At 65.8% G+C, this 16,571-nt stretch carries 12 protein-coding genes; 4 read left to right on the forward strand and 8 right to left on the reverse strand.

What is annotated here, in order from left to right:
• Positions 1 to 1,858: putative Ig domain-containing protein (locus OXC99_08840; protein ID MCY4625089.1), on the reverse strand; the 1,858-nt coding region annotated here is incomplete at its 3' end.
• Positions 1,859 to 2,212: 354 nt separating this feature from the next.
• Here OXC99_08840 and OXC99_08845 point away from each other — a divergent pair.
• Positions 2,213 to 2,695: a MarR family transcriptional regulator gene (locus OXC99_08845; GenBank protein MCY4625090.1), complete on the forward strand. Its 483-nt coding sequence runs from the start codon at positions 2,213 to 2,215 to the stop codon at positions 2,693 to 2,695.
• Positions 2,696 to 2,801: 106 nt separating this feature from the next.
• Here the strand turns inward: OXC99_08845 and OXC99_08850 are convergent, their stop codons facing one another.
• Positions 2,802 to 3,629: a methyltransferase domain-containing protein gene (locus tag OXC99_08850; protein MCY4625091.1), complete on the reverse strand. Its 828-nt coding sequence runs from the start codon at positions 3,627 to 3,629 to the stop codon at positions 2,802 to 2,804.
• A gap of 101 nt (positions 3,630 to 3,730) precedes the next feature.
• Complete coding sequence (locus OXC99_08855) at positions 3,731 to 4,558, reverse strand: class I SAM-dependent methyltransferase (protein ID MCY4625092.1); 828 nt, start codon at positions 4,556 to 4,558, stop codon at positions 3,731 to 3,733.
• A 325-nt stretch (positions 4,559 to 4,883) separates the two neighbouring features.
• Between OXC99_08855 and OXC99_08860 the strand changes: the two genes are divergently transcribed.
• The 3 genes from OXC99_08860 to OXC99_08870 all read left to right on the forward strand — a co-directional run bounded on the left by OXC99_08860 (position 4,884) and on the right by OXC99_08870 (position 9,777).
• Positions 4,884 to 7,292 (forward strand): ATP-binding protein, encoded by a 2,409-nt coding sequence (locus OXC99_08860; protein ID MCY4625093.1) that lies wholly within the window; start codon positions 4,884 to 4,886, stop codon positions 7,290 to 7,292.
• 311 nt (positions 7,293 to 7,603) lie between these two features.
• The gene (locus OXC99_08865; GenBank protein ID MCY4625094.1) at positions 7,604 to 8,185 is read left to right on the forward strand and encodes a hypothetical protein; all 582 of its coding nucleotides are present in this window, start codon (positions 7,604 to 7,606) and stop codon (positions 8,183 to 8,185) included.
• 317 nt (positions 8,186 to 8,502) lie between these two features.
• On the forward strand, positions 8,503 to 9,777 hold the full coding sequence (locus OXC99_08870) for an MFS transporter (protein ID MCY4625095.1): 1,275 nt from the start codon (positions 8,503 to 8,505) through the stop codon (positions 9,775 to 9,777).
• A gap of 3 nt (positions 9,778 to 9,780) precedes the next feature.
• Here the strand turns inward: OXC99_08870 and OXC99_08875 are convergent, their stop codons facing one another.
• The 5 genes from OXC99_08875 to OXC99_08895 all read right to left on the reverse strand — a co-directional run bounded on the left by OXC99_08875 (position 9,781) and on the right by OXC99_08895 (position 16,571).
• Positions 9,781 to 10,689 carry an SDR family NAD(P)-dependent oxidoreductase gene (locus tag OXC99_08875; protein ID MCY4625096.1) on the reverse strand — a complete coding sequence of 303 codons (909 nt, stop codon included), beginning with the start codon at positions 10,687 to 10,689 and terminating at the stop codon, positions 9,781 to 9,783.
• Positions 10,690 to 11,034: 345 nt separating this feature from the next.
• Positions 11,035 to 11,712, reverse strand: coding sequence for a hypothetical protein (locus tag OXC99_08880; GenBank protein ID MCY4625097.1), 678 nt, complete (start codon positions 11,710 to 11,712; stop codon positions 11,035 to 11,037).
• Positions 11,713 to 11,724: 12 nt separating this feature from the next.
• The gene (locus OXC99_08885; protein ID MCY4625098.1) at positions 11,725 to 13,053 is read right to left on the reverse strand and encodes a DUF58 domain-containing protein; all 1,329 of its coding nucleotides are present in this window, start codon (positions 13,051 to 13,053) and stop codon (positions 11,725 to 11,727) included.
• Positions 13,054 to 13,055: 2 nt separating this feature from the next.
• Positions 13,056 to 14,042, reverse strand: coding sequence for a MoxR family ATPase (locus OXC99_08890; GenBank protein ID MCY4625099.1), 987 nt, complete (start codon positions 14,040 to 14,042; stop codon positions 13,056 to 13,058).
• A 36-nt stretch (positions 14,043 to 14,078) separates the two neighbouring features.
• Positions 14,079 to 16,571 carry a hypothetical protein gene (locus tag OXC99_08895; protein ID MCY4625100.1) on the reverse strand — a complete coding sequence of 831 codons (2,493 nt, stop codon included), beginning with the start codon at positions 16,569 to 16,571 and terminating at the stop codon, positions 14,079 to 14,081.

Below are 16,571 nucleotides of genomic sequence, written 5' to 3' on the forward strand. Positions count from 1 at the left end.
AGGCGTGGGTCGCCGAGAAGGTCAAGCAGGGCATCGACGTGCTGGTCTGCCACCCCCGGCTGGTGCAGACGGGCCTGGACCTCATCGACTTCCCGACCATCGTCTGGGATGAGATCGAGGTCTTGGTCTCGTAGTCCAGCGTAGTCCCCTGCTTCACGCTGATCTGGCCCGTGGCGGCGACGATGTCGAAGTACGTTGCAGCCTCACCATGCAGCGTGTGGGTGTACGTCTCTTCTCCATAGGGCGTGGCGGCCACCGGGGCGCCAACCAGCGTGCCCGCAGCGGAGTTCTCCATGACAGCGCGCTCCGCGTTATAGACGATCGTGTACGTAACCGTTTTCGATGCGACACCGCCGTACCCGTCACTGACGCCGTACGTCAGCGTCGAGGTGCCAGGGTTGAGTCCTACTACACGGATGGAATAATCGGTTCCCGTGGATGCCGAGACTCTCAACAGACCCGGATACTGGGCTTCCGCTGAAGGCGTTAGCGTGTCGCCGTCGGAGTCAGTGAAGTACGTCGGCCACTCCCCCGCGGGTCTGCTGTATGACGCATACGGCTCACGAATAATCTCGAAATCGGTCAAAACCAGTCCGACTTTGGGCGGGCTGTTGGCCTTGCCGGAACCAGTGCCAGACCACGAGGAGGAGCCGCCACCGTCATAGAGGCCCTGCACACGCACTTCATAGGTGGCGCCCGCTTCCAGGTTCAGGTTCTCATCCTTGCCCAGCACCGCGTTAAGTGTTGACCCATTCACCTGGCCGTATGGCAGCCACGTGTTCGAGCCCTGCTTACGGAACTCCACAGCGTAGCGCTCCAAGTTTATTGTGATCGCCGGAGCCGTCCAGCTCACGCTCAACGCCGGCTTTGTCGGCTTGCTGAACTTGACGCGGGTGACCGTTGGTGTACCGGGGCTAGTCAAAGATTGCTTCGCCGTCTTTGGCGCCGCGTCCACGGTGATGGTGAACGTGAAGGCCGCCTCGTCGCCGTCCGCGTCGGCGGCGGTGTAGGTCATCGCGTATTCGCCGGCCTCGGACGGCGTGCCGCTGAGTGTGCGGGTGCCCGCGGCAAACGCCAGCCCCTCCGGCAAATCGGGCGACAGGCTGTAGGTCAGATCGCCGTCGCCGCCGTCGGCCTCGGGCAGCGCCGTCTCGCCGGCGTCCTCGCCCTCCTGGAAGGACAGCGCATTGATTGCAACGGAGAAGGACGGCGTCAGGTCCGCCTGCGATGACGGATCCGTCTTCGGCTGCGGCGTGGCCGTCGGCACGGGGGGCGGCGACGCCTGCGCGGCCTGCTCGACCGTAAACCGCGTTGTGCCGGGCGACCCGCAGCCCGCGCTGTTGCACGCCTCCACCCGCACCACCCACTCGCCGTAGCCGCCGACGGTGATTGTGGCGTCGGAGGAGTACACCTCCACACCCGTGTTCAGCGAGTTCCCAGGCCCCGCCACGCGCCAGCGGGCCAGGTACCGGCTCGCTCCGGTGATGTCGTCCCAGTCCACCTGCACGCTCAGCGAGCCGGATTGGGCGTCGGCCCGCAGCCCCGTGGGTTGTGCCGGTACGGTGACTCTCGGCGCAGCCGTGGGTTCAGGAGTTGGTTCGGGAGTAGGCTGCGGCTCAGGCGTCGGTTCGGGAGTAGGCTGCGGCTCAGGCGTCGGTTCGGGAGTGGGCTGCGGCTCCGGGGTGGGTTCGGGAGTAGGCTGCGGCTCCGGCGTGGGTTCCGGCGCCTGCTGAGGCGCCGGAGTAGGCTGAGGGACCGGAACGGTCTCCTCAGCGGCGGCGGGCAGCGGGGAGAGGGGGCCAATGAAAGCAATGAGGGCCAGGGCCAGCAATGCCGCGCCCAGGACTTCAACCCGCAATCTCTCTGCCCTGTGGACCATCTACTGTATTGCCCCTGCCGTCGAGTTTTCGGCCCGAATGTCCATTCGCCGTTCTCTCCGGGCCCCTGTGCGCTGTTGGCGCTCCCAAGTGTTTGCACACACAATCTGTGTGTTGCTCTACTGTTGCACCAACAGTGATTTCCAAGACTATAATTGTCTACAAAAAACATTGTCAACCCCCAATTTTGCGATGTATACTACAACAAGGTGATAAGATACGAGATGGTAGCCGATGCCCCCTGGAGCGGGCCGCAGCGCAACGCTCACCGGCGGGACGGGCTACCGGGCGCGCCAAGGCTTCTGCGCCCTAATGCAAAGGAAGGAACGGGAAACGTGGCAGACCTTACCCCCCCGAATGACCCAGGCCACTGGACCGAAATCCTGGCTAACGACTGGCGAGTGCGCATTTCCGAGTTGAACAACTTGGCGATAAAGAGTTTGACGACCCAGGTGGCGGTCCACGGCTTGACCCCTATGGAGTTCGACCTCCTCAGAGTCTGTGATGCACTGGACAGGGAATGCACCGCCACGGAGCTGGTGAGATTCCTGCCGGTGGACCCCGCCCGCATAAGCCGCCTCGTCAACACGCTGGTGGACGCAGGTCTGCTGATCAGGCGCCGCACTCTTGAGGACCGGCGGATTGTCATGCTCCGGCTTTCTGAAAAGGGCAGAGACCTGACCTCCCGCATCATGGAGGACATCACGCAGTATAACGCCGGGCTCATAGAGGGGATTGGGCCGGATGAGCTGCAGGTCTTCCTTCAGGTCACGTCCCGCATCATCGCCAACCTTGAGGCATTGGCGGAGCCCGAGTAGCCCCGGACGGACGGCTCAGGCGAGCGCCGCGAGACCTCAGTCACGGGGAGGGCGTTGCGTCCGCCCGCACAGACGCGCCGGCGAGGGCCGGGCCGGCGCTAAGGGATCAGGCAAACGCCTTGTTGGCCAGCGTCTCCCCATACGCCACGCCAAGGAAGGCGCCGGGATGCTCCCTCCACCTGGCATAGGCATTGCCGATTGCGTCGCACAGCTCTCTCGTCGCCGCTCCGTACTTTATGGCTGCCTCCGCGATCTCCGGCGACAGAAACCACTGGGTCGCTATCCCGTAGATGAACTCGACGTCCGCGGGCGCGCTGAAGATGTCAAACGTCGCTGTGGCGTAGACGTTCTCAAACCCCGCGTTCTTCAAGTGGACCTTCAGCTCCTTGCCCATCTGTGGATGCCCGTCGTCGGCGGCCAGGAGGTCTTCAAACATATCCCATGCCTGCCGGATGACGCCGAAATCGGGCTCCGTGAAGCTGGACGCGCAGATCATCTCCCGGCACCCCAGGATGCCGCCGGGCTTGAGCACCCGCTTCACTTCCGCCAGCGCCGCGGCGGTGTCGGGAATGTGCATCAGCACGTTGTGGCAGTGGGCCACGTCAAAGTAGTCGTCCTCAAAGGGGAGGGCCGTCACATCGCCCACGTGGAACGTCGCGTTGCTGACGTCGTGCGCCTCCGCCACCGACCGCGCCAGCTCGACCTGTGACGGCTCCATGTCCACGCCGTGCAGCTCGCCCGGCGCTATGGCCCGCGCCAGCCCCGCGGATATGGTGCCCGGCCCGCAGCCGAAGTCCAGGACCCGGAGGCCCGGCCTCAGATACGGGATCAGGTAGGCGGCGTTTGCCTGCGCCGTGAATCGCCGGAGGTTCTCCAGGAACTCCTCGCTGAAGCCCATCGTATAATCTGGCGTTCCCGCCTGCTCTTCAGTCATACCTCATGCCTCCCCTGTTTTGCACATGCAGCTTGAACTGTGAAGCTCCCCGCGGCAGCCCGCCATTGCCCGGCCCGATGGGCAAGCGGCGCAGCCGGGGATCAGGCAAACGGCTTATACCCCACAGCCTCCCCGTAAGCTATGCCGACCAGCGCGCCCGGATGGGCCCTCCACTGTTCGTGGGCTTCCCGTATGTTGTAGTAGAGTCCCTGGGTGGCGGCCCCGTACTTTATAGCCGCTTCCTTTACATCGGGAGACAGGAACCAGTTTTTGACCATGGCGTAAAAGTAGTCCAGGTCCCTCTGGGAGCTGTAGCTGTTGAAGGACGTGCTCGCCTGGACGTCGGCAAACCCGGCCGCAAGAAGATGAGTTTTCAGGGATTTGCCTATTTGAGGATGGCCGTCGTCGGCAGCCACCAGGTCCCTGAATACTTCCCAGCCCCTTTGCAGGTACCCAAAGTCCGGGTGGGTAAAGCATGAATCGCAGATCATCTCCCGGCATCCAATGATGCCGCCCGGCTTGAGGACCCGCTTCACTTCCGCCAGCAGGGCGGCGGTGTCGGGAACGTGCATCAGGACGTTGTAAGAGTGGGCGATATCGAAGTAATCATCCTCGAAGGGCATATCCGTGGCATCGGCAACGTGGAAAACAGCGTTGTCCCGCCTATCGGCCCGGACTACGGCCCGGGCCCGCTCCACCTGGGACTCCTCCATGTCCACCCCATGCAGCTCGCCGGGAGCTACGGCCCTGGCGATCCCCACCGATATGGTGCCGGGCCCGCAGCCGAAGTCCAGGACCCGCATTCCGGGCTTCAGATACGGAATCAAATAGGCTGCATTGGTCTCCAGGGTATGCCTTTGGAGGTATTCGAGCATAGCCGGACTGAAGCCCATCGTATAGTCGGGCGTTCCTGATTCCTCACGCGTCATGAATGCCTCTCCACTACACTACCGGCATCGAACTGCCTGAAACCCCAGTCGTTGGACGGCCGTCCGAAGGCGGCCTGCGCGGGGTCGGCAACGTCCGCAGCTTGGACGGAGGCCGATGAATTTCCCGCCTGTGCTTGTGTTTGGGGGTAAGACAGCGAATCATCGTACCACATCCATATAATCTTGCTGTAACTTTTTGAGCAATTTCCCATGACTACTTGTAACTTTTCGCCGGATTTGGCATAATGTGCCTCTATTCGCCCAGACTTCTCCGTCCATCGGCATCGGATTGCCGGGATCTGGATATTTCCGCCGAGGTGACCAGTTGGACCAACAGGATGGACCCCACCGGGAGATCGCCAGGCTGCGGGAGCGCCTCACGCGACTGAGCGAGGCCAGCCTCCGCATCAACGAGAGCCTCGACTTCGACACGGTGCTGCAGGAGGTGGTCGACAGCGCCCGGGCGCTGACGGCCTCACGCTACGGGGCGATAACCGTCTGGGGGGAAGCCGGGCAGACGCCCGATTTCATCGTCTCCGGCCTGACCGGGGAGGAGCACCAGGGGCTGTGGGACATGCCGGAGGGACTGGGATTTTTCAAGTATCTCAGCGGGCTTGAGGAGCCCCTGCGGGTTTCGGACGTTGACAGCCACCTGGGAGGACTGGACATGCCCCGGTTCCTGCCCTCGGTGCCGGTGAAGTCCCTGCTGGTCGCTCCTATCCGTCACCAGGGGGTCGGGGTCGGTACGATCTATCTGGGCCATGACACGGGCGACCGGGAGTTCACGCGGGAGGACGAGGAGACCCTCGTGCTCTTCGCCTCCCAGGCGGCTATGGCCATCGCCAACGCCCGCCGGCACCGGGAGGAGCGGCAGGCCAGGGCTGACCTTGAGGCCCTCATCAACACCTCCCCGGTGGGCGTCGTGGTCTTCGATGCCGCCTCAGGGGTTCCCAAGTCCTTCAACCGGGAGGCTGTGCGGATCGTCGACAGCCTGCGCAGCCCCGGCCAATCTCTGGAGGCCATGCTGGACGTGATGACCTTCCGTCGGGCCGACGGCCGGGAGGTCTCCCTGCGGAATTTCCCCGTAGCCGAGCTGCTGAGGGCTGGCGAGACGGTGCGGGCCGAGGAGATTGTCCTGGAGGTGCCCGGCCGCCGGACGGTCACGGTGTTGCTGAACGCCACGCCCATCCTCTCCGACGGGGGCGCCGTGGAGTCGATGGTGGTCACCATGCAGGACATGGCCGACGTCCAGGAGATGGAGCGGCTGCGGGCCGACTTTCTCGCCATGGTGAGCCATGAACTCCGTGCGCCGCTGACCTCTATCAAGGGCTCCGCCGCTACGGTGTTGGGTTCGTCCACGGAGCTGGACCCGGCGGTGGTGCGCCAGTTCCTCCGCATCATTGAGGACCAGGCCGACCACATGCACGGCCTGGTGGCCGACCTGCTGGATGTGGCCCGCATCGAGACGGGCGAATTGCCGGTCAGCCCCGAACCCGCGGATGCCGCCGTGCTGGTGGACCGGGCCAGGAGCGCCTTCATCAGCTCCGGAGGCAGGAATAACCTCACCATAGATGTGGAGCCGGGCCTTCCCCTGGTCATGGCGGACAGGCGGCGCATCGTCCAGGTGCTCCGCAACCTCCTGTCCAACTCGGCGCGCCACTCGCCCCAGTTGTCGGTGATCCGGGTCAGTGCCGCGCGGGAGGGCGTTGACGTGGCGTTCTCGGTGGCCGACGACGGACGGGGGATACCCGCCGAGAGCCTGCCCTTCCTGTTCCGCAAGTTCTCCCGGGTCCAGTCTGAGGAGCAGGGAGGGGACACGGGACTGGGGCTCGCCATCTGCAAGGGGATAGTGGAGGCGCACGGCGGCCGCATCTGGGCCGACAGCGACGGGCCGGGACGTGGCTCACGTTTCACCTTCACCCTTCCGACGGTGGAGGAAGCCGGAACTGCTGCCGCTGGCCGATTTCCAACGATTGCGGAGAGTTCCCTGCGTCATATGCAAACCGGCTTTGAGGAACAGGTGCGGGTCCTCGCGGTGGACGACGACCCCCAGACACTCAGGTACGTCCGGGATACGTTGGCCGGAGCCGGATACTACCCGATAGTGGCCGGAGACCCGGAGGAGGTGCTCCGGCTCGTGGAGGAAGAGAAGCCTGAGCTTGTGCTGCTGGACATGATGCTGCCCGGATACGACGGCATTGATCTGATGAAGGACATCATGGAGGCGGCGGACGTGCCGGTCATCTTCCTGTCCGCCTACGGACGGGAGGAGCTGATCGCCAGGGCCTTCGACATGGGCGCCGCCGATTACGTCGTCAAGCCATTCTCTCCAACTGAGCTGGCGGCGAGGATCAGGTCGGCCCTGCGCCGCCGTTCGGTGGGCGAGCCGTCGGAACCGTACGTGCTGCGCGCCCTGACCATCAACTACTCAGAGCGCAGAGTGACCCTTGCCGGTCGTCCGGTTCGGCTGACCCCGATTGAGTACCGGATGCTCGCCGAGCTCGCGGCCAACTCCGGGCGACTGTTGACCTACCAGCGTCTGTTGGACCGGGTGTGGGGAGAGAAGGGCGATAGCGACCTTCGGCCCATGCGGACCATCGTGGGCAAGCTCCGCCGCAAGCTGGGTGAAGACACGAACAACCCCGAATACATTTTCACCGAGCCCCGCGTCGGCTACTGGATGGCAAAGGGCGGGCCGCCGGAGCCGGAGAGTGGGCCGCAACCATCAGACTGACCTGCATCGGCATGACCCGGATAGACGCCGTCGCGGGCCGGTCTGTCATAGTCAAAGGATGGCGGCCTTTTGGGAACCGCACACGCTGCCCGGCCGCATCTGAAAGACGGCGCGGCGTCCGGCGACGTCCCGCTTCCGGTAGCCGGGCCGCTCAAGAGACTCATGGACGAACAGCCCGGCGGGTTTGACAGCCCGGATTGGGGACACGTACGATGCCCCGGACTCGCCTGCAATGGTTTTTCGGTAAGCGTGATGTTTCGGCGCGGAAGCCGGGCTGACTTGCCGCAAACCCTGCCGGAGCTAGGGAACACATGCTCAAACTGATCGCGCCCCGGGACCTCGCCCCAATCCCGGCTGCGGCCGCTGCGGCCTTCGTGGCCTTGGCCGTCTTTGCCTGGACGGAGCGGACCATCCTGGTGGACCCGGATGGGATGTCTGTTCCCTATTGGCCGTGGAAGCTCTGGCAGACCGGCCCGCTGCTCATCGGGGCCGTCGGCGTCTGGTGGGTCTGGCTGAGCACGCGCCGCGTCCCGTGGGTGCGGAGCCTTGCGCTGGGCATCCTGGCCTTCGCCGTGCTCGCCAACGGGTACAGCGGACTGTTTGGCGACCACTGGGGCAACGTCTGGCGCACAATCAACCCCCTGTTCATCGGCTCCTCCAGCGTGGCGGCGGTTGCCCTGTGGCGGACCGGGTGCGCAGCGGGACGCGGGGCCGCAGTGGTCTCGGCGGGATTGGGCGCGATCGTTTTCGCCAACGCCTACTTCATCGACAACGGAGTCCTGTGGCAGATACTGAACCCGGTGCGGATGCTTGCGGCGCTGGCCTGGGCCGGATGCGCCGGCGAGGCAAACATCGCCGCATCGGAAGGCGGCGCGCCGGGAAGCCGCAGCTAGCGGCCGAGTCGCCGGGCTGATGCGCAACGGACGCTTTGCCCGCCAGTCCATCGGGCGGCCGGGCCTTTTCGAGGATACGATCAACCTGAACGGCCAACACTTCGACATGGATGACTGCCCGATGCCATCCCCCGGCTAACCTCGTGACGCGGCGGTGTGCCGGCGAAAGCCGGTTTGCCGCAATCCGATGCTGCTGCGGCGGTTGCCCTTGACGCACCCTTGGCATAAGGTTGCTGTGCCTGGCGGCGTAAGGGGGTGATGTGGACGCTGCAGCGCCAGAGCAGGGGTCACGCCGGCCGCGTTTCTACTACGGCTGGGTGATCGTTGCCATTGCCATCGTGGGCGGTGCGTTCACCAGCGGCACGGGCGTGTGGGGCGCGAGCGTCTTCGTGACCCACATGGGCGACGACCTCGGCTGGTCGCGGTCGGCGTTCTACGGGGCATTCACCGTGCGGGCGCTGGCGGCGGGCATGCTGGCGCCCATCATCGGCCCGCTGCAGGACAAGAAGATGGGGCCGCAGTTCCTCATGCTCATGAGCGCCGTCGCCCTTGGCACGGCGCTTGTCAGCATGAAGTGGGTCAACGATCTGTGGGTGTTCTACCTCATCTTCGGCGGCCTGGGCGCGCTGTCAATGTCGTCGCTCAGCGAGATGCTGACCGTGGCCGTCGTGCCGAAGTGGTTCGTGCGGCGTCGCGGGCGCGCCCTCGGCATCGCGTCGACAGGCACGGCCATGGGCCCGCTCTTCTTCCCCATCACCGTGACGGCCATCGTCGAGGCCGTGGGCTGGCGCGACGGATGGCTGATCATGGGCCTCGCCGTGTTCTGCGTCCTGGTCCCGCTGTCCTTCCTCATCCGCACGCGGCCGGAGGACGTCGGCCTGCTGCCCGACGGCGACGACCCCTCGACGCGGCCGGTCACCCCGACCGCCGCGACTCCCACGGCCGCCTCGGTCGCCACGCAGCCCTCCGCCGCCGCCGAGGTCAGCTACAGCCGCGGCGAGGCGACGCGCACCATGACGTTCTGGCTGCTGGCGCTGGCCTTCGCAATGGCGACGCTCTGCATGGGCGGGTTCTTTGCCAACTGGCTGCCCTACTTCCAGGACATCGGCTTCACGGCGGCGGTTGGGTCCCTCGCGGCGGTGGCCTACGGCATCTGCTCCATCAGCGTGCGTCTCTTCTGGGGCCTGCTCAGCGAGCGGTTCTCGGTCCGCTACCTGCTGATGGCACAGGCGCTGGTGACCGCGGCCAGCGTGATCTTCTTCATGCAGATATCCGGCCCAATCTCGCTGGTGATGGCCGGCGGGTTCCACGGGCTGGCCGTGGGCGGGTTCTTCATCATGCGGCCCATGATCGTCGCCAACTACTTCGGGCGGCAGCACATTGGCGCCGTCAACAGCATCATTAGGCCGATAACCACCGTCAGCGGGTCGATGAGCCCGGTGCTCATTGCCGGGCTGTACGACATCCGGGGCTCGTACATGCTGGCGTTCTCGGCGATTGTCGCCGCGTGGCTCGGCGTGGCCAGCATCGTCAGCTTCGCACGCCCCCCGTCCCGGCAGCGAGCGGCTGCTGCAACACCAACGCAGCCGTAGCGTCTAACCCGGCCCGCCGAAGCGCGGCGCCCGCGGCCCGAGTTCACCTGAGAGCAGTTTCTTCGTCATTTCCGGGTTGCCGATGGGATCCGGCGCCAGCCATGCGTTGGGCCCCCCGAAGCCATGCTCCAGGTTCCACGTCACGGCGGTGAACATCTTGCCCGTCAGTCCCTCGCTGGCGTCCTGCGTGGCGAGGAACCGGGTCACGGGCACCACCGTGTCGGCGCGGCTGGACAGCGACGTCGGCTGCATCCCCTTCGCCACGCGCTCTGCCGAGCGGTCGTCGAAGCCCGTGGTGCGCGCGCCCGGCGGGAAGACGACGTTGACGGCGATGTTGTGCCCGCGCACCTCGTCGGCCAGGTAGTGCGACATGTTGGTCATCGCGGCCTTTGTCGCCATGTAGGGCTGCTCGCGGCTCCAGGGCCGCCACAGCTCGTGCGACGGGATGCTGCCGGTAGTCGAAACGTTGACGATGCTGCCCCACTGCTTCTCGATCATGGGGCGGATGAAGCGGCGGATCATCTTGACGGCGCCGATGACGTTGGTGGCGAAGGCCCGCTCCCAGTCGGCGTCCACGGTCTCCAGGATGGTGATGCCCAGGGCGCCCTCGTGCTGCTGGTCGCGGGTGCGGAACGCCGCGTTGTTGATGAGCACGTCCACGGTGCCGAAGCGGTCGATGACGGCGGCGTAGGCGTCGTCCACGTCCTTGTCCTGGGAGACGTCGCAGTTGAGGGTGAGGGCCAGCTCGTTGGCGTCCAGCTCCTCGCGGAATGCCTCCTCGCCCTCCCAGGAGCGCTCCAGCGCCGCGACGCGCGCTCCCTGCTCCAGGAAGGCCCGCGTGTATTCCGCGCCCATGCCCCGCCCCGCGCCGGTGATGACCACAACCAGGTCCCGCAGTTCCCGCGCCGCCATGCGCACCCTCCTAAACCTCGGCAGAAGATGACGAGATGGTACTCGATACAGGGCAATGAGTGTAGTGTGCAGGACAGGGGTGAAGGGATAGCAGTTGTTGGGCCAGGGGCTATCGAGTTACGACCTTTCGCCGGGAAATTTCGATTTGGGTAAGGCGCCGGAAGATCCTGGCCCGGCCAAGCCAATTCTGGCTCTGGCCGTCGCCCTTGTCTCTACCTGCTGATGGAAGTAGATATCTTGGCTCCCATGCTCAAGAGTGACGAAAACCGAGGGAGTTGTTCCTGCCTGCGCGGGAATTGTAGAGCCAACGCTTCGACAGGCTTGGGGCAGACGGGTTTGGTGGAGTCAGTGGGAACGGCGCCAGAGGAGGAGCGTGAGGGCCAGGAGCAACGCAGCGCCCACGCCGGTGGCGCCCACTGCCCAGGTCGAACCTTCGAGGAGCTCGTCGTAGCGGCCAAGGACCGTGGCGACGAAGACCGAGGCGAGCGCCAGCGCCAGCCCGGCGGCCAGCAGGCCCGCGAACAGGAGGCCCTCAAACAGGAGCACGCGGCTTCTGTCGGCCGTCGCGATGCCCTGCAGCGCCATGCGGCGATCGAGGGTACGCAAGCCGATTATCCGGTGCAACGTGACGATGCCAGCCAGACTCGCCAGGAGCAGCGCGGCGTCGCGCAGCAGTAACCGCTCACCTATGAGCTCGGTCTGGACGCCCAAGAGCTCGTACCACTCGAGTTGGTTGTGGCCCCACACAGGGACGGCGTGGGGGAGGATGACAAGTCCCGCCATGATCCAGAAGGGGAGCTGAGTGTGCCCCAGGGCCTGCAGCGCCCAATACGCCACCGTGAGTGCCGCCACGGCGACGATGACCTGCACTGAAAAGAGCCCGGGAAAGAGATCGGTGAGCCACGTCAACCACCGGGGCTCCGACAGGCCTAATGCGGGGCCCGCGTCCCACACGACGAAGCCTGCCAGGAACAGCAGGCTGGCAAGCAGCAGTGTTTCCGCGGCGGCGACTCTCACACTCATCCGATCTCCAGGCTACCTGTACACATCGACGTGCCGCACCAGCACGGACGTGAATTCCTCCCGCGCGGGCTCCCACTCGATAACGTAGGCGCCCCTGTTGCGCAGCTCCGTCGCCACATGGCGCGTTTCCCAGCGGGCGAGCCCCAGCCCCCGGGATGCCGCCGGGGCCTCCTGCGGTTCCACGTGCACGACCCGCACGCGGCCGGAGCGGAGCGAGCGCGGCTTCAATGCGATCAGCCGGCTGATCGCGGTCTTGAATCGCTCGAATTCCGCCGAGTCCTCGCCGGGGCGCGTGTAGTGGACATCGAGGCGGGTGATGACGAAGACCTCCGGCCTGATTCGGTACAGGAAGCCCTTGCAGCGTTCCACCGACTGCAGGAGGTCCTGCTCCGGAGGACCCGGTTTCACGCCGGCCAGCATCTCCATCAGCCGGTTGAACTGCCGCATGCCGGTCTCAGGCGCGAGGATCTCGCCCGCGCCACCGGAGCCGTTGTAGGCGTAGGCGCCAAGGGTGGATCCCCTCGAAAGGTAGTACTGAGCGAGCGTGCCCGCGGCCTCCACGGTGCTTTCTAGGGGGTTCGATAACGGCAAGCCCACGTCCATGTAGTCGGCGATGTCCAGAAATATCCACACCGCCCGCTTGGTTTCCGGCTCCAGTTCGTTCACCAGCGGGAGATTGTTGACGCCCGCGTTCCGGGCGCTGGCCTTCCAGTTGATGCGCTTGAACGAGTCGCCGGGGTGGTACGGGCGGATCTCCTTGAACTCGTCCGTGGAAGCGCCGGTCTTGGCGAGGTCGTCCTGATAACGGCCGGTGCGGTGGACGGCGCGCACCTCATTGAGGCGCGTCACGTTGCGGATCCTTGGCACGACGGAGACCTCGAAGGCCGGTCCCCCCACGCCCAGGAGGCTTCGGCCGATGCCGAAGGGCGCCTGCGATTCCCAACCGGACTCGGGCAGCGTGTAGGCGCCTCGCCTGGGGAACCGCAGCCGATACGAGACGTCAGCGTCCAGTCTGCCGGGCCATTTCCAGACCACGCGCAGGTTGCTGCCCTCCACCAGCTCGGCCTCCGGGGGCAGCACGTCGTGAATGAAGACAGGGCCGATGCCGTGCAGGGTTGTGAGCACACGCCGCACCGTCAGCGCATCACCGGCCCAGCAGGCGGCGCGGGACATTTCCCGCTTGACCCCGACGCTGGAGGGCGGCGCGAGGGCAGTCGTCAGCAGGACGGTGAGGAGGAGAAAGACGGCCCCGGTCAGCAGGAGCACGTTGCCCCATGAGAGGCCCAGCAACAGCAAAACCAGTGACAGCGCAATCCAGATGAGCTGCGACGACCTGGACATCGCTAGCGGGCCATCCTTCCCATGTCGCTGGGCACGGGCACCTGCGCCAACACGTCGTCGACGACGGCCTCGCCGCGGGTGCCCTCCAGCGTGTCCTCGATGTTGAGGATGACGCGGTGAGCGAGGACATCGGGGACGACCATCTTCACATCGTCCGGCACGACGAAGTCGCGGCCGTGGATGAGGGCGATGGACCTGGCGGCCCGGAGGAGGGCGAGTCCCCCGCGAGGGCTGGCGCCGACGGCCACGCGTGGGTGCTCACGGGAGAGCCGGACGATCTGCGTGATGTACTCGACGATGACCTGGTCGGTGTAGACGCCGGTCTCCACGAAGCGCTGGAGATCTACGAAGCGGCCAACGTCCACCGCAGGTTCCATGTCCTCAGTTGGGTCGTCCTTCTGCCACTGGATGCGCCGCAGCAGGATGTCGCTTTCAAGCTGGTCGTTGGCCGGGTAGCCGGTGGAGAGCTTGAGGAGGAAGCGGTCCAGTTGCGCCTCAGGCAGCGGGTAGGTGCCCTCCTGTTCGATGGGATTCTGCGTCGCAATGACAACGAAGGGCGAGCCGAGGGACATGGTGTCCCCGTCAATGGTGACCTGACGCTCCTCCATCGACTCGAGCAGAGCGGACTGGGTCTTGGGGGGCGCGCGGTTGATCTCGTCGGCTAGGAGGACATTGGTGAACACCGGCCCCTGCATGAGCTGGAACGTGCCGTCGTTTTGCCGCCAGACGTTCATGCCGAGGATGTCGGAGGGCAGCAGGTCCGGGGTGAACTGGACGCGCTTGGTATCGCCGCCAATGGCACGGGCGAAGAGCTTGGCCAGGAGGGTCTTGCCGAGGCCGGGATAGTCCTCGAACAGGACGTGGCCGTTGGCGAGCCCGGCGGCCAGCAGCTTTCGCAGCATAAGACGATTGCCGACGAAGACCTCCGCGATACGGTCGATGATTCGCTCGCACGAGAGACGGGCCTCTTCCAGTTGTTGCTCGTTCATCTGTAGATTGCCGCCCTTTCGATGGTGAATGTTGACTCAGTCGCCGGCGCCGGACGCTGCGACGACCTCGGCCAACCTTCTTGGGTCCAGGTTGGCGGAGGCGCGGGCCGCAGGGCTGAAGAGTGTTGCCGCGGTGTTGTCCACGAGCCGGACGCGCTCGTCCCGTTCGCGAGTCCGGGCGTTCGCGCGGGTCCAGGGCAGCAGGAACCACCCCGACTCCCGCTCCGGCATATCCAGGAGGTGAAGCCAGCGGTCTATAGCGCTTTGCACGTCGAGGCCCTGCCCGCAATGCCCAACGATGAGGGCGATGACCAATCGCTCGGCATCGGCGCCGGTCTCGACGAAGAGGGCGGCGGCGGCGCGAAGGTCGGCCTCGTTGATGGACGGCAGTGGCGGTTGGCCGGAGGCCAGGGCACTGTCGGCGCGCCGCAGCGTCTCCTCCAGCGCGGCCACCCTGCCCATCCGCCGCAGGTTGCTGCGATCGAGGAACCGCATGGCAGCTGAGGAAACGGCGCTCGCTCGAATCGGGCGGAGGGTTGCGCGCATCTCCTCCAGGGAGACGCCATTCCGGTAAAGCAGGGCCATGAGGTATGACCAGAGAGGCTTCCACTCGCCGTAGTCCACAAACCGCCGGCGCATGGCGGAGGAGAGCGCGGAGCGGGGGTCGTCCTTGCTCTCCAGGACCTGGTGATGGCGCGTCCACTGGCCTGAGTCTGGCTCCTGCGCCTCGGGGACTGCGGTATCCCTTCGCAGGAGGTCCACCACGAAAAGCAGGGCCAGGAACAGGACCGCCAGCAGCGCAATGTACTCGTAGAGGGCGGCGAACCACAACGCCTCGTAGAGCACCGGGCGCAACAGGAGACCGTAGACCGCAAGGGCCGCCCCGAGAACCACGCCGCGCAGCCGCGAGACCGCGAGCCAACTTGCCATGGGGGCCAGGGCATTTTGCGACGCCGCGGCATAGCTGAACACCTGCGCGAGCCCCAGTGCAAACATGCCCGCGGCGCCGGCCGCGCCACCGAGAACAAATCCATGTCCCAGCGGTGAAAGCGACGACCCGACCACCCATACAAGGTACCCTGCGGCGCTGCAAGCGACGGCGTTCAACAGCGGCTGCCAGCGCGTGAAGACCCGGTCTTCCCGAGACCAGGGAAGGGTCAGCGCGAAGGCCATGGCGGCGCCAAGGGCCGCAGCGCTCACACGCACGTCGAATAGGGTCGCGAAGTAGGGTATCGCTTCGCGGCCGATGCTCCGCGTCGACTCGTTGTCGATGAGCGCGGCGTTGATGGCGGGCAAATGGTCCAGCACAACCCCCATCGACAACCCCGCAGCAAGGGCGGCGATCGAGGCCGCCGCCAACGCGAGGACAACCGAGGCCGCGGGCCAGTATCGAAACTGCGAATCGGTCCGCGCAACATTACCCACGATCGAAGCGGCGTAGGAAAGCATGATCCCCAGGGCCAGCACAGCCATGACCTGCGGAACGCTCAACTGGACAGCGACCGCAAGGATGCCGCTGCCCGAGAACACCACGTACACGACACTCAGGAGCGCTAGGCGGACTACGGGGAACCCCAGGATGCGGTCCACCGGGGGCCAGAAAACACCACAGGCGCGCACCAGCGCGAAGGGCAGCAGCACGGCGAGGAGTTTCGGCGACGTCAGCTCCCCCAAGCTCACCACGTACTCCGCTGCCCTGGCGGCGTCAAACCCAAAGTGGCCGGCAAGCACAGATTCGATCGCGGAGGGGAGCCCCGCCAACGCCTGCAGGGAGACGCTGACCCATGCGGCCTCGGCCAGCAGCAGCAAAGCTCGGAGCACGTTCGCCGTCTGCTGCCGGACCCGCTCCCTGAGAACGTTCCGCAGGGCCAACGCGCCATAGGACAGCGCCAACGCGGCGGCCAGGGCCGTCAGCAGCGGAGAGCCCTCGAAGCCGACAGCGACGTTCAGCACGCCGCCGTTGGACAGCAGGACGTAGCCGGATCCGAGGGTAACGAGCCGCCACCAGGGCATGGAAAGCGCCGCGCCAACGCCGGGGCGGACCTGGGCAATTGCGCGCAGGACGGCCACCAGTGTCATAAGGGGGAGTCCCCACATGGACATCGGGCCGAAAGCCGCAACGTAGGGCAGCGCGGCATCGGGCACCGGTCCGCTTTCGCGTTCGGCCAGGGCTTCCGTCATTGCGGGGACCGCAGCGATGAGCGCGAGGCCCAGTATGAACCACGCGAGGTCCGCTAGGAATCTCCTCGCAAAGGCCAGGGCGGCGGCGGCCCGCAGTTCATGGCCCGACCGGGTGGGCCTCCACAGCAGTGCTGCCAGCCTCGTACCGTCGGCCCGCGCGGCGAGACGGCTCAGCAGCGTCAGGACCGTCCACAGCGCGATAGGGGGGAAGAGGAAGTCCAGATCTATGCCGGACCAGGCGGAGAGCGGACTGGCCGTTCGCCAGAACAGGAAGAATCCAGCCACCAGGACTCCCACCAGGAAGAGGGCGGTCAGCGGCAATCGGTACGAGGGTACGGCGGTTACCAC

This window comes from Chloroflexota bacterium, assembly GCA_026713825.1.
Lineage (GTDB): Bacteria > Chloroflexota > Dehalococcoidia > Lucifugimonadales > UBA1127 > UBA1127.